This window comes from Amycolatopsis umgeniensis (assembly GCF_014205155.1).
GTDB classification, from domain to species: domain Bacteria; phylum Actinomycetota; class Actinomycetes; order Mycobacteriales; family Pseudonocardiaceae; genus Amycolatopsis; species Amycolatopsis umgeniensis.
In genome coordinates this window covers 283,914-297,406 of record NZ_JACHMX010000001.1, presented here as the reverse complement: position 1 = coordinate 297,406, position 13,493 = coordinate 283,914, and the positions used below count along the sequence as shown (strand labels likewise).

Annotated in this window: 10 protein-coding genes and 1 riboswitch; of the genes, 4 read left to right on the top strand and 6 right to left on the bottom strand. The window is 69.5% G+C overall.

Annotation, left to right across the window (positions count from 1 at the left end; all coding sequences use genetic code 11):
- Positions 1 to 57 precede the first annotated feature (57 nt).
- Together HDA45_RS01280 and HDA45_RS01275 are read left to right on the top strand one after the other, a co-directional pair.
- On the top strand, positions 58 to 3,054 hold the full coding sequence (locus HDA45_RS01280) for a DEAD/DEAH box helicase (RefSeq protein ID WP_184891463.1): 2,997 nt from the start codon (positions 58 to 60) through the stop codon (positions 3,052 to 3,054).
- The gene (locus tag HDA45_RS01275; RefSeq protein WP_184891462.1) at positions 3,047 to 3,748 is read left to right on the top strand and encodes an SWIM zinc finger family protein; all 702 of its coding nucleotides are present in this window, start codon (positions 3,047 to 3,049) and stop codon (positions 3,746 to 3,748) included. Before HDA45_RS01280 ends, HDA45_RS01275 begins: the two co-directional genes overlap by 8 nt.
- Here the strand turns inward: HDA45_RS01275 and HDA45_RS01270 are convergent.
- The 6 genes from HDA45_RS01270 to HDA45_RS01245 all read right to left on the bottom strand — a co-directional run bounded on the left by HDA45_RS01270 (position 3,739) and on the right by HDA45_RS01245 (position 10,978).
- Positions 3,739 to 4,518 carry an enoyl-CoA hydratase gene (locus tag HDA45_RS01270; protein WP_184891461.1) on the bottom strand — a complete coding sequence of 260 codons (780 nt, stop codon included), beginning with the start codon at positions 4,516 to 4,518 and terminating at the stop codon, positions 3,739 to 3,741. The two genes, HDA45_RS01275 and HDA45_RS01270, sit on opposite strands and share 10 nt — an antisense overlap.
- Entirely contained in the window at positions 4,515 to 5,402 is an 888-nt protein-coding gene (gene mmsB / locus HDA45_RS01265; protein ID WP_184891460.1) for a 3-hydroxyisobutyrate dehydrogenase, read from the bottom strand. The genes HDA45_RS01270 and mmsB overlap by 4 nt, the downstream gene beginning before the upstream one ends.
- Positions 5,399 to 6,427, bottom strand: a complete 1,029-nt coding sequence (locus HDA45_RS01260; RefSeq protein ID WP_184891459.1) for a 3-hydroxyisobutyryl-CoA hydrolase — start codon at positions 6,425 to 6,427, stop codon at positions 5,399 to 5,401. The genes mmsB and HDA45_RS01260 overlap by 4 nt, the downstream gene beginning before the upstream one ends.
- Complete coding sequence (locus HDA45_RS01255) at positions 6,424 to 7,563, bottom strand: acyl-CoA dehydrogenase family protein (RefSeq protein ID WP_184891458.1); 1,140 nt, start codon at positions 7,561 to 7,563, stop codon at positions 6,424 to 6,426. The genes HDA45_RS01260 and HDA45_RS01255 overlap by 4 nt, the downstream gene beginning before the upstream one ends.
- Positions 7,564 to 7,570: 7 nt before the next feature.
- Complete coding sequence (locus tag HDA45_RS01250) at positions 7,571 to 9,070, bottom strand: CoA-acylating methylmalonate-semialdehyde dehydrogenase (RefSeq protein ID WP_184891457.1); 1,500 nt, start codon at positions 9,068 to 9,070, stop codon at positions 7,571 to 7,573.
- A gap of 159 nt (positions 9,071 to 9,229) precedes the next feature.
- Positions 9,230 to 9,415, bottom strand: a riboswitch (cobalamin riboswitch).
- 162 nt (positions 9,416 to 9,577) lie between these two features.
- Positions 9,578 to 10,978 (bottom strand): short-chain fatty acyl-CoA regulator family protein, encoded by a 1,401-nt coding sequence (locus HDA45_RS01245; RefSeq protein WP_184891456.1) that lies wholly within the window; start codon positions 10,976 to 10,978, stop codon positions 9,578 to 9,580.
- Positions 10,979 to 11,112: 134 nt separating this feature from the next.
- Here HDA45_RS01245 and HDA45_RS01240 point away from each other — a divergent pair, with 134 nt between their 5' ends.
- Positions 11,113 to 12,594, top strand: a complete 1,482-nt coding sequence (locus HDA45_RS01240) for an MmgE/PrpD family protein (RefSeq protein ID WP_184891455.1) — start codon at positions 11,113 to 11,115, stop codon at positions 12,592 to 12,594.
- The gene (gene prpB / locus HDA45_RS01235; protein ID WP_184891454.1) at positions 12,594 to 13,487 is read left to right on the top strand and encodes a methylisocitrate lyase; all 894 of its coding nucleotides are present in this window, start codon (positions 12,594 to 12,596) and stop codon (positions 13,485 to 13,487) included. Before HDA45_RS01240 ends, prpB begins: the two co-directional genes overlap by 1 nt.
- Positions 13,488 to 13,493: the final 6 nt, after the last annotated feature.

The following is a 13,493-nucleotide window of genomic DNA, read 5'->3' as shown; positions in this document are numbered from 1 at the left end:
ACCGGACGCTGATCGGTCCCGGGCATGCTGGAGGGCACAGACCGCGGAAGGGAGAACATGTCGCCACTCGTCGTGCACGGCCTGTGGTCCCGTGGCCGCGGGATCGTGCTTTGGGGTGAACACGGCGACCGCCCGGCGACGACGTCGATGCGGCCGTCGAGCGCGGCCCGGCCGCATCCGTTCGCCGCGTCCGTCGCGGATCTGACCGCGCTGCACCCCGGTAAACCGGCGTCGGCGGTCCTGCTGCTGCCGTCGCGGCGCGGCGGCCCGGTCGCCTCGCCGGAACTGGGTGTCCGAGGCCGCCCGCAGCAGGAGCTGTCGCTGGAACTGTGGTCGGTCCCGGCGCTCCTCGTCGACCCCTCCGAGCTGGGAGATCTGGCGGACACGGTCAGCTACGGCACTTCCGTCCGCCATCTCCGCGCCGTCGTCCGGCTGGCGGACGATCTGGTGCGCCGCGGCCGGGTGCTGCCCACCCTCGTGCGGAACGAGATCGTCGCGCGAGCCCGGTGGCGGCCGGTGGCCAGGGGCGGCGACGCCGTCACGCTCCGGACGCTGATCGCGGCCACCCCGCCGGTCGGCCGGGCCGAGCACACCAGGCCGGATCCGGCGGCGCTGATCACCGACGCGCTCCACACCCTGGTCGACGCCGCCGTCCGCGATCGCCTGGCCGCCGCGGGCCACGCCACGGAAAGCGACGGGCGCGAGGGGCCGTTCGGGTCGTGGTTCCACGCGCTGAAGAGCGCGGACGATCGGATCGGCCAGGCGCCGGGACGGATGGGGATCGTCGCCGAGGGCATCGCGGCCTGGGACGCCCTCGGCGACACCGACCTCACCGAGGGCACCGTCTGCCTCCGGCTCGACGAGGTCCCCACGCTGTACGGCCCGATGGACGACCCGGACGACCAGACCGGTGACGGAACCAAGTGGCAGCTGCGGTTCTTCCTGCGCTCCGCAGCCGATCCCAGTCTCCTGCTCCCGGCCGAGGACGTCTGGTCCGGCAAGGCGGGCGCGAAGTTCACCGACCCCGAAGGTCTTTTCACCGCCGAGCTGGAGCGAGCCGCGGGAGTGCTGCCGCTGCTCGGCCCGGCGGTCGAGGCCGAGAAACCGGGCCTCTACGACCTCACCGTCGCCGAAACCGTCGAGTTCCTCGACGGCGGCGCGGAACAGCTGGTCGCGGCCGGTTTCGACGTCCAGCTCCCGGCGAGCTGGGGTGGCAGGCGGAAGCTCGCGCTCAAGCTGTCCGTCCGCGGCGCGCCCGTCGACCAGGCCGCCGTGCACCGGCTCGGCCGCCACCAGCTCGCCTCCTACCGCTGGGCGCTCGCCGTCGGGGAGGACGCGCTGACCGACGAGGAGTTGGCCGCGCTCGCCGACGCGAAGTCGTCGCTGGTTCGGCTGCGCGGCCGCTGGGTGAGCGTGGACCCCGAACTGCTGCGCGCCGGTCTCGAGTACCTGCGCCGCGACCCGGATCGCGAGAAGCCGCCGCTGCCCACCCCGGCGGACCTGCTGGCCCTGCTCCGCGGAGGCTTCGAAGCGCCGCTGCCGGTCACCGAGGTCACGACCGACGGCTGGATCGACGACTTCCTCGCCGGGCGTGTCCAGCGCACCATCGAGCCGGTCGAGCCGCCGCCGACGTTCCTGGCGACCTTGCGGCCCTACCAGAGCCGGGGTGTCGCCTGGCTTTCGTTCATGGCGTCGATCGGGCTCGGCGCCTGCCTCGCCGACGACATGGGGCTCGGCAAGACGGTCCAGCTCCTCGCGCTCGAAGCGATCGAGCGGGCGCAGGCCGACCGGAGGCCGACGCTGCTCGTCTGTCCGATGTCGTTGCTCGGGACCTGGCAACGCGAGGCGGCCAAATTCGCGCCGGAGCTACGCGTGCACATCCATCACGGTGCCGATCGTGGTCACGCGCGCGTCGAGGACGTGGATCTTCTCGTCACCACCTACTCGACCGCCGCCCGCGACGCCGACGAACTCGCCGGGATCCGGTGGCACCGGCTCGTGCTCGACGAGGCTCAGGCGGTCAAGAACCAGAACACCGGACCCGCTCAGGCCTTGCGCCGGATCCCCGCGGGCCATCGGGTCGCGCTGACCGGGACTCCGGTGGAGAACCGGCTCGCGGATCTGTGGTCGCTGTCGGATCTGCTCAACCCCGGCGTCCTCGGTGGCAGGCAGGAGTTCCGCGAGCGGTTCGAGGTGCCCATCGAGCGCCGGGGCGACCTCGCCGCGGCCACCGAGCTGCGCCGGCTGACCCGGCCGTTCCTGTTGCGGCGCCTCAAAACCGATCCCACCGTGCTCGCCGACCTTCCCGAGAAGATCGAGATCCTCCAGGAGTACCGCCTCACCCGTGAGCAGGTGACGTTGTACCGGGCGACCGTGGACGAGATGATGACCAAGATCGCCGACAGCGCCGGGGTCAAACGGCGCGGCAACATCCTCGCGGCGATCACGAAGCTCAAGCAGATCTGCAACCACCCGGCGCATCTGCTGCACGACGGTTCGCCGATCGGAGCCCGGTCCGGCAAGGTCAACCGGCTCGAAGAACTCCTCGCCGAAATCCTGGATTCGGGCGACCGTGCGCTGTGCTTCACCCAGTACGCCGAGTTCGGTCACCTCCTGGTGCCGCATCTTTCGGGCAAGCTGAACGCGAAGATCGCCTTCCTGCACGGCGGGTTGTCGCAGCGGCGCCGTGACTCGATCGTCGAACACTTCCAGTCGGGCGAAGGCCCGCCGATCCTGCTAGCGTCGCTGAAGACCGGGGGAGCCGGACTGACGCTCACCGCGGCCACGCACGTCCTGCATCTCGACCGGTGGTGGAATCCGGCGGTCGAGGAACAGGCCACCGACCGGGCCTTCCGCATCGGCCAGCGGAACAGTGTGCAGGTGCGGAAGTTCGTCTGTCCCGGCACCATCGAGGATCGGATCGACGCCGTCATCACGAAGAAGGAAGCGCTGGCGGGTCTCGTCGTCACCGACGGGGAGGACTGGCTCACGGAGCTGTCCACCGATTCGCTGCGCGAGGTCTTCGCGCTGGGACGGGAGGCGGCCGATGACTGACGGATTCCGCCGGGCGCTCGACGAACTGGGCGTCCACAAAGGACTCGTACCGCCCTGTCGGGTCGACACCCTGACGATCGGGCCCGGCGCGGCCGTCGCCCAGGTCCGGGTGACCCGGCAGCGGTTCTACGAGGTCCGCGTCGGCCTGCCGACGTTCGGCAAGCAGGTGTGGACGGCGGTCATCGCCGCCGTCGCCGCGGACGAGGCCACGACAGCGGCCCTGCTCGACGGCGAGGTTCCGGAGGACATCGAGCGCTTCTTCACCGCGGAGCAGGTGCCGCTGTTTCCCGAAGCGGCTTGGGAACTTTCGCTGGACTGCACATGTCCGGGCACCCGAGTCCCGTGCGACCACCTCGTCGCCGGGCTGATCGCGCTCGCCGAAGAAGAGGACCCGTTCGCGATCTTCGCGCTTCGCGGACGGGACCGCACAACGTTGCTCGAGGAGATCGGACGGCAGGCGGGCGCCCGCGTGACGGCACCGTCGGCGGAAACAGAGACGCCCGGACTCGATGACGTGATGGACGACTTCTTCGGCTGGGGCCCGGCCGGGGACGTCACGAACAAGCGACGCCCCGCGGCCGGGGACCCGTTGGGACTGCTCGACGAGGTCCCGCCGCTCAAGGCCACGGTGGACGGGACCTCGGTCACCGCCCTGCTGCGACCGCTCTACCGGTCGCTCACCGGTCAGGAGTGAAGGAACTTCGGCTCGCGCTTCTCGGTGAACGCGGCCATGCCCTCCTTCTGGTCCTGGGTGGCGAAAGTGCCGTGGAACAAGCGCCGTTCGAACCGGAGCCCGTCGGCGAGACCGCTCTCGAAGGCCTGGTTGACGGCCTCCTTGACCATCATGGCCGCGGGACGCGACATGCTCGCGATCTTCGCGGCGACCGCGAGCGCGTCGTCGAGCAGGCTCTCGGCCGGGACGATCCGGGAAACGAGTCCCGACCGCTCGGCCTCGGCGGCGTCGATCATGCGGCCGGTCAGGCACAGGTCCATCGCCTTGGCCTTGCCGATCGCACGGGTGAGCCGCTGCGAGCCGCCCATACCGGGGATGACGCCGAGGGTGATCTCCGGCTGGCCGAATTTGGCGTTGTCGGCGGCGATCAGGACGTCGCACATCATCGCGAGTTCGCAGCCGCCGCCGAGGGCGTACCCGGAGACCGCGGCGATCAGCGGGACACGGACGCGGGAAAGCGCGTCCCAGCCCGCGAACCAGTCGGCCGCGTAGACGTCGCTGAACGACTGGGGTTGCATCTCCTTGATGTCCGCGCCCGCCGCGAAGGCCTTGGCCGAACCGGTGAGCACGATGGCGCCGACGTCGGGATCCTGCCCGAGTTCGCCCGCCGCCCCGGTGATCTCCCGCATCGCCCGCAGGTTCAGCGCGTTGAGCGCCTTGGGCCGGTTGAGGGTGATGAGGGCGACGCGGTCGCCCGCCCGCTCGACGGTGATGGTCTCGTACTCGCTCATGCGGTGGTTTCCTTGCCGAGGAGGCCGTCGCGGACGGCGGTGATGATGGCGGAGAAGTCCCGGCCGGGGCCGTCCTGCTCGACGAACGCCGCGTAGAGTTCCGCGGCCCTCGTGCCGAGCAGGGTGGCGACGTCGTTGTCCCGGGCGGCGGATTCGGCCAGGCGCAGGTCCTTCAGCATCAGGCCGCTGGCGAACCCGCCGGAGTACTCGCGGTTGGCGGGGCTGGCCGGGACCGGGCCGGGGACCGGGCAGTTGGTGGTCAGCGCCCAGCACTGTCCGGACGCGGTCGAGGCGACGTCGAACAGGGCCTGGTGGGTGAGGCCGAGTTCCTCGCCGAGGGCGAATGCCTCGGAGACGGCGATCATCGAGACGCCGAGGATCATGTTGTTGCAGATCTTCGCCGCCTGGCCGGCACCGGAGGATCCACAGTGGATCGCCCTGGCTCCCATGACGCCGAGCAAGGGACCGGCCGCGGCGAACGCCTCCGGATCGCCGCCGACCATGAACGTCAGCGTTCCGGCTTCGGCGCCGACCACTCCACCGGACACCGGGGCGTCGACCGCTCGGTGCCCCGACGCCGTGACCAACTCGGCCGCCTGGCGGGCGTCGGCGACGTCGATGGTGGAGCAGTCGACGAACAGCGTCCCGGGCCGCGCGGACGGCAGGATCTGTTCGTAGCAGTCGAGCACGTGCTTGCCGCTAGGCAGCATCGTGACGACGACATCGGCCTGCGCGACAGCCGCGCTCGCGGTGTCGAACCTGGCCACGCCTTCGGAGCGGGCGGCGGGAGCCGGGTCGTAGCCGTGGACGGTTTCACCGGACTTCACCAGGTTGGCGGCCATCGGGCCGCCCATGTTGCCGAGACCGAGGAAGGCGATCGTCATCGTGCCACCCACTCGGCGTCCTCGAGGCCGGCGAAGTAGGCGTCGACGAGCTTGTCGTCCACCTCGGGAAGGGTGGCGGGCGACCACTTCGGCGAGCGGTCCTTGTCGATGATCTGGGCCCGGATGCCCTCGACGAACTCGGCGGAGGAGAGTGCGCGGGCCGAGATCCGGAACTCCTGCGCCAGGACGGATTCCAGATCGGGCAGCGCCGCTGCCGACCGGAGTGCCCGCAGGGTCACCTTGAGCGCGGTCGGCGACCTCGCCTCGATCTCCTTGGCGGCGGTGGCCGCCGCGTCGCCCGACGCGTGGAGCCGGGTGAGGATCTCTTCGACCGTGTCCGCCGCGTAGCAGTGGTCGATCCATTCGGCGTCGGCCGCCAGCCCGCTCGGCGGCGCGGGTTCGGCGAACAGGTCCAGCGCGGTGTCCGGGGTGCGCGACGCGAGCGCGTCGAGCAGGTCCGGAACTTTCTCGCTCGGGACGAAATGGTCGGCGAGTCCACAGTGGACCGCATCGGGCCCGGTGACGGAACCCGCGGTGAGGGCGATATGCGTGCCGAGTTCACCGGGCGCGCGGGACAGCAGGTACGTGCCGCCGACGTCCGGGACGAAGCCGATGCCGGTTTCGGGCATGCCGATCCGGGAGCGTTCGGTGACGATCCGGTGGCTGCCGTGCGCGGAGACCCCGACGCCGCCGCCCATGACGAGCCCGTCCATGAGTGCCAGGTAGGGCTTGGGGTACCGCGAGATCAGGGCGTTGAGCCGGTATTCGTCGGCCCAGAAGCGCAGGGACGCGGTGCCGCCGGTGCGGGCGTCGTCGTAGATCGCGCGGATGTCGCCGCCCGCGCAGAGCCCGCGGTCGCCGGCGCCGTCGATCAGCACGGCGCGGACAGCCGGATCGGAACGCCACGCTTCGAGGCGCTCGAGCATCGCGAGGACCATGTCGTGGTTCAGCGAGTTCAGCGCACGCGGCCGGTTCAGCGTGATCCGGCCGATTCCACTGTGGACGAGGAACTGGACGTCGTTCACGAAGCCTCCTGCAGCATCCGGCGCGAGATGATCACGCGCATGATTTCGTTGGTCCCTTCGAGGATCTGGTGTACCCGCAGGTCGCGGACGATCTTCTCCAGTCCGTACTCGGCGAGGTAGCCGTAGCCGCCGTGCAGTTGCAGCGCCTGGTTGGCCACCTCGAACCCGGTGTCGGTGCAGAACCGCTTGGCCATCGCCGAAAGCTGGGTCGCCGTGTCCTCGCCCTGGTCGAGCGCGTCCGCGGCCCGCCACAACAAGGTCCTCGCGGCTTCGAGATCGGTGCGCATGTCGGCCAGCCGAAACTGCAATGCCTGCTTTTCGGACAGCTTCTCGCCGAACGCGGAACGCTCCGACAGATGCCGGACGGCCATGCCGAGCGCGGCCTCCGCGCCACCGAGTGAGCAGGCCGAGATGTTGAGCCTGCCACCGTCCAAAGCGGACATCGCGACCCGGAACCCGTTGCCTTCGCCGCCGAGCAGCGCGGACGCCGGGACGCGGGCGCCTTCGAAGATGACCTGCCTGGTGGGCTGGGCGTTCCAGCCCATCTTGAGCTCGTTGGGGCCGAAGGAGACCCCGGGCGTCTCCCGGTCGACGATGAACGCCGAGATACCCCGGGCGCCCGGACCGCCGGTGCGGGCGAGCACGACGTGGACGTCCGAAGTGCCCGCGCCGGAGATGAACTGCTTGACGCCGTCGAGGACGTAGTGGTCACCGTCGCGGCGGGCGCGGGTGGAGAGCGCGGCCGCGTCGGAACCCGCGTCCGGTTCGGTGAGGCAGTAGCTGCCGAACGCGTCCATCGTGGACATCCGGGGCAGGTACCGGTGCCGTTGGGTGTCGTCGCCGAATTTGTCGATCATGGTCGCGACCATGTTGTGGATCGAGATGTAGGCGGCCAGCGACGGGCAACCGGTGGCGAGCGCCTCGAACACGAGGACGCCGTCGAGCCGCCCGAGCGCGGAGCCTCCGAGGTCTTCGGGCAGGTAGATGCCGCCCATGCCCAACTGAGCGGCCTTGCGGAGGACGTCGACCGGGAAGTGCTTGGCCTGGTCCCATTCGATCGCGTGCGGGGCGAGGTGTTCCGCCGCGAACTCCGCGGCGGTATCCTTCAGCGCCCGCTGTTCGTCGGTCAGTCTCATCGCGGCCTCAGCTCATCGTCGGGATGACGAAGCTGGCGCCTTCCTTGGTGCCCGAAGGCCAGCGCGAGGTGACCGTCTTGGTCTTGGTGTAGAACCGGATCGAGTCCGGTCCGTGCTGGTTGAGATCGCCGAAACCGGAGCGCTTCCAGCCGCCGAAGGTGTGGTACGCGATCGGGACCGGGATGGGCACGTTGACCCCGACCATGCCGGTGTTCACCCGCGAGGTGAAGTCGCGGGCCGTGTCACCGTCGCGGGTGAAGATCGCGACGCCGTTGCCGTACTCGTGTTCACTGGGCAGGCGCAGCGCTTCCTCGTAGTCGGCCGCGCGCACGATCGACAGCACCGGGCCGAAGATCTCCTCGCGGTAGATCCGCATGTCGGCGGTGACGTGGTCGAACAGGCAGCCGCCGAGGAAGAAACCGTTCTCGTGACCGTCCACAGTGGTCCCGCGACCGTCGACCAGCAGTTTCGCCCCTTCGGCGACGCCGATGTCGATGTAGTCGCGGACGCGCTGGACGGCCTCGGCGGTGACCAGCGGCCCGAAGTCGGCGGTTTCGTCGAGCGAGGCACCGATCTTGAGCGTCTTGACGCGCTCGGTCAGCCGGGCGGCCAGCGCGTCGGCGGTGGCCTCGCCGACCGGGACGGCCACCGAGATCGCCATGCAGCGTTCGCCCGCGGAGCCGTACCCGGCGCCGATCAGTGCGTCGACGACCTGGTCGAGGTCGGCGTCCGGCATCACGATCATGTGGTTCTTGGCGCCGCCGAAGCACTGCGCGCGCTTTCCGTGCGCGGCCGCGGTCGTGTAGATGTACTCGGCGATCGACGACGAGCCGACGAAACCGATGGCCTCGACGCGAGGATCGGTGAGCAGCGCGTCGACGGCTTCCTTGTCGCCGTTGACCACGTTGAACACGCCCGGCGGCAAGCCGGCTTCGAGGAAGAGTTCGGCCAGCCGCAGCGGGACCGAGGGGTCGCGTTCGGACGGTTTGAGCACGAAGGAGTTCCCGCAGGCGATCGCCGGGGCGGCCTTCCAGAGCGGGATCATCGCGGGGAAGTTGAACGGGGTGATGCCCGCGACCACGCCGAGCGGCTGCCGCATCGAGTAGACGTCGATGCCGGTGCCCGCGCTGTCGCTGTACTCGCCTTTGAGCAGGTGCGGGATGCCGATGGCGAACTCGACCACTTCGAGACCGCGCTGGATGTCACCCCGCGCGTCGGGGACGGTTTTGCCGTGTTCTGAAGAGAGCAGGCGGGCGAGGGAGTCTTCTTCGGCGCGGACGAGGTCGACGAACTTCATCAGCACCCGGGCCCGCTTCTGCGGGTTCCAGCGGGCCCACTCGAGCTGGGCCTGCGCCGCGTCGGCGACGACCGCGGCGACCTCGGTGGCCGAGGCGAGTGGGACACGGGCCTGGACGGCGCCGGTGCTGGGGTCGAAGACGTCGGCGAACCGGCCGGACGTTCCCGCCACCGGCTTGCCGCCGACGAAGTGACTGAGTTCGGTGCTCATGGATGCCCTTTCCGAAAGTGCGCAGGACGGAGCCGCCCGTGACCACGATCGGCGGCCGGGCAGGGGAGTACGGACGACTTACCGCCGGGGTGGTGGCGGGTCGGCGACTTTCGCGCAGGCAGGAAGAATCCGCATGCGTTCAGCTCCATCCTCGTGGACGAACACGACACGTCTGCGGCCGGTATCCTGGCTCCCGGATCCGCGGCGGCTCCGGCCTTCCCGGCTCGCGCCAGTGGCCTTCTCTGCAGGAGCGCCGCTCCCCGGTCACAGTGGCGGGACCGCACCGGATTTTCACCGGCTTCCCTGCACCGCAGACCTGTGGACACCATAAAGTAGGAAGTCCGACTATGTCGAGGGTGTGGCGTACGCCTCAGGTGCGCGATGGGTCTCGTGAGTGGTGGTGTGTGGGAGCGGGGCCGACGAGCGACACCTCGCCTCACACTGGCTGAACCTCCAGCCCTGGCCACGAACACGCCAGGTTTGCCGTTCTCCTCGATAAACCGCCACTCACGAGAGTGGCGGGTAGGGCAGCAGGCTGGACGAATGCTCGTCCACCCGCATCGGTTTCCCGATCGCGGGGAAGGCGCGCTGGGGGCACGCGGGTCGTTCGCAGACCTTGCACCCCATCCCGATCGGGGTGACGGCCGCGCCGGTGCCGAGCGCCAGCCCGTCGGAGTACACGAGTCGCCGTGCGTGCCGGAGTTCGCAGCCGAGCCCGATCGCGAACGTCTTGCCGGGATCGCCGTGCCCGCCCGCCGCGCGGGAAACGGTGCGGGCGAGCCAGAAGTACTTCTTGCCGTCCGGGAGTTCGGCGATCTGGGTGAGGATCCGGCCCGGCGAACTGAATGCCTCGTAGACGATCCACAGTGGACACGAGCCGCCGATGCGCGAGAAATGGAACCCGGTGGCGGACTGGCGTTTCGAGATGTTGCCCGCACGATCGACCCGTACGAAGGAGAACGGAACGCCGCGGGTGCCCGTTCGCTGCAAAGTGGACAGTCGATGGCAGATCGTCTCGAAGCCGACGCCGAATTGGTCGGACAGGCGCGTGATGTCGTAGCGGTGGCGCTCAGCGGCGCCGAGGAGGACGCGGTACGGCAGTACGAGCGCGCCCGCGTAGTAGTTGGCCAAGCCGATCCGCGCGAGCCGGCGGGCGGTTTCGCCACTGAACTTCCCGTCGTCGACGAGCCGGTCGATCACGTCGCCTGCCTCCAGCAGCGCCAGTTCGGACGCGAGCCGGAACGCGGCCTGTCCCGGACGTAGCGCGGGGGAGAGGCGCAGGGTCTTCTTTCTCGTGTCGAAGTGATGCTGATCGGCGCCCAGGGATTCGGTGACCACTTTGACGCCGTGGCGGTCCAGCAGTCCGGCGGCCAGTCCATTGCGGACTTCGCCCGGGTGGAGGCGCAACTCGGCGGCGAGCTTCTCGGCGGGGGTGTCGAGTTCGGCGACGTGGTTGCGGCGCAGATAGAACCAGTCGCGGATCTCTTCGTGCGGTTGCTGCGCCGTCGAGCGGTCCAGCCCCTGCTCGGTCACCAGCGTCGCGATGTTCTCCACCGCCTCGCGGTAGCGGCGGTGCAACGCGACGAGCGTCCGCGCCACCTCGGGCAGCGTGGTGGTCAGCGCGTCGACCTCGCCGGCGGAGATCGCGCCGCTGACGGTGTTGTCGCCGAACACCTCGCGGACGTCGGCGACCAGCCGGGCGGTGTCCCGGGCGGCGAAGAACTCCGTGTCCACGCCGAAGGTCTCGGTGAGCTTCAGCAGGACCGGCAGGGTCAGCGGCCTGCCGTTGTGTTCGAGCTGGTTGACGTAGCTGGGGGAGATCTCCAGCAGTCTGGCCAGTTCGGATTGGGTCATCGAACGGTCTTCTCGCAGCTGGCGAAGCCGGGCGCCCGCGTACATCTTCTCCACAAGCCGACTGTAACAACCTTTACAAGATGCCCGCGAACGTTCACAAGGTTTCACAGTGCCAAGCGGTAGCAAGGAGTTTCCGAAGGTGCCACGCTCAGGGCAGGACATCACAAGGTTCACAACCGAGGGGAACCATGATCGACCACACCGTCCGCGCTTACCGCTCCGCCGAGTCGCCTCCCCGCGAGGAACAGCTGGCGTGGAAGCTCGCCGCCGTCGCCACCGACGACGTCCCCGTCACCGGAGAGGTCGCCGACATGGTGATCAACCGGGTGATCGACAACGCCGCCGTGGCGGCCGCGTCGCTGGCACGGCGCCCCGTTCGCTCGGCGCGCGACCAGGCACTCGCGCATCCCGGCGGACCGGGTGCCGCGGTGTTCGGGGTCGAAGGCCGGTTCTCCCCGGAATGGGCGGCCTGGGCCAACGGCGTCGCGGTGCGGGAACTCGACTATCACGACACCTTCCTCGCCGCCGACTACTCGCATCCCGGCGACAACATCCCGCCGATCCTCGCCGTCGCCCAGCACACCGGGCGCACCGGCGCGGACGTGCTCCGCGGGATCGCCGCCGGGTACGAACTCCAAGTAGACCTCGTCCGAGGGATCTGCCTGCACGAACACAAGATCGACCACATCGCCCATCTCGGCCCGTCTGTCGCGGGCGGCATCGGCGCGCTGCTGGGGCTGGACACCGCGACCGTGTACCAGGCCATCGGCCAGGCACTGCACACCACGACGACGACCCGCCAGTCCCGCAAGGGCGAGATCTCGTCGTGGAAGGCCTACGCGCCCGCATTCGCGGGCAAGGCCGCGATCGAGGCCGTCGACAGGGTGATGCGCGGCGAAGGAGCGCCGAGCCCGATCTACGAAGGAGAGGACGGTTTCATCGCGTGGCTGCTGAGCGGTCCGGACGCCGAGTACACCGTGCCGCTCCCCGCACCGGGCGAGCCCAAACGGTCCATTCTGGACACTTACACCAAGGAGCACTCGGCTGAGTACCAGAGTCAGGCGCTGATCGATCTCGCGCGGCGGCTCGGCCCGAGGATCGGTGAGTTCGGCAAGATCGAGCGGATCCTCATCCACACCAGCCATCACACGCATCACGTGATCGGCTCCGGTTCGGGCGATCCGCAGAAGTACGATCCCCAGGCCAGCCGCGAAACGCTGGATCACTCGATCCCGTACATCTTCGCTGTCGCCCTGCAAGACGGTGTGTGGCACCACGAGAAGTCCTACGACCGGGCACGCGCGACGCGACCGGACACAGTGGAACTGTGGCAGAAGGTGGCCACCGTCGAGGATCCCGAGTGGACCCGCCGCTATCACGCGCCCGAACCGGCCTTCGGCGGCCGTGTCGAGATCACGCTGGCAGACGGAACGGTGCTGGCCGACGAGATCGCCGTCGCCGACGCTCACCCGGCCGGGGAACGGCCGTTCGCCCGCGAGCAGTACCTCGCCAAGTTCCGTACGCTGGCCGACGGGGTGATCGCCGCCGCCGATCAGGACCGGTTCCTCGACAAGGTCACCCGGCTCGGGGAACTGGACGCGGCCGAAGTCGCCGGGATCGCGCTCCAGGCCGGGCTCGACGCCGTGCCGACGAGCAAGGGGATCTTCTGATGCTGCACGCCGCTCCCACGGCCGCGCGGAAGCGGGCCGCTTTCCGCGCGGGGCTGGACTCCGGGACACTGCAACGCTTTCCCGGCGCGTTCAACCCGTTGTCGGCCAAGCTGATCGAACGTCGCGGATTCGAAGGGGTCTACATCTCGGGCGCGGTCCTTTCGGCGGAACTCGGCCTGCCGGACATCGGGCTGACCACGCTCACCGAGGTCGCCGGACGATCGCAGCAGATCGCCCGGGTCACCGCGCTGCCCGCGCTGGTCGACGCCGACACGGGCTTCGGCGAGCCGATGAACGCGGCCCGCACCCTGCAGATACTGGAGGACGCGGGGGTGGCCGGACTGCACCTGGAGGATCAGGTGAACCCCAAACGGTGTGGTCACCTCGACGGCAAGGACGTTGTCGAGCGGGACGTCGCTGTCCGGCGGATCACCGCCGCTGTCACCGCCCGCCGCGATCCGGATTTCGTCATCGCCGCCCGCACCGACGCGGCCGCCGTCCACGGCATCGACGACGCCATCGATCGCGCGAAGGCCTACGCCGACGCCGGAGCCGATCTCCTCTTCCCCGAGGCGATGCGGAACGCGGGCGATTTCGAACGGATGCGCGCCGCCGTGGACATCCCGATCCTGGCGAATATGACCGAGTTCGGGAAAAGTGAGCTGCTGGACGTGAAAACGCTGGAATCCCTGGGTGTGAACGTCGTGATCTACCCGGTCACCCTGTTGCGCCTGGCGATGCACGCTGCCGGAGCCGGGCTGGACGCCATCGCCGAACAGGGCACCCAGGCGGAACTGCTCGACCGGATGCAGCACCGGCGCGACCTCTACGACCTGCTCGACTACCGGTCCTACACCACGTTCGACGAGAACGTCCACACCTTCCGCCTCTGAGGGGAC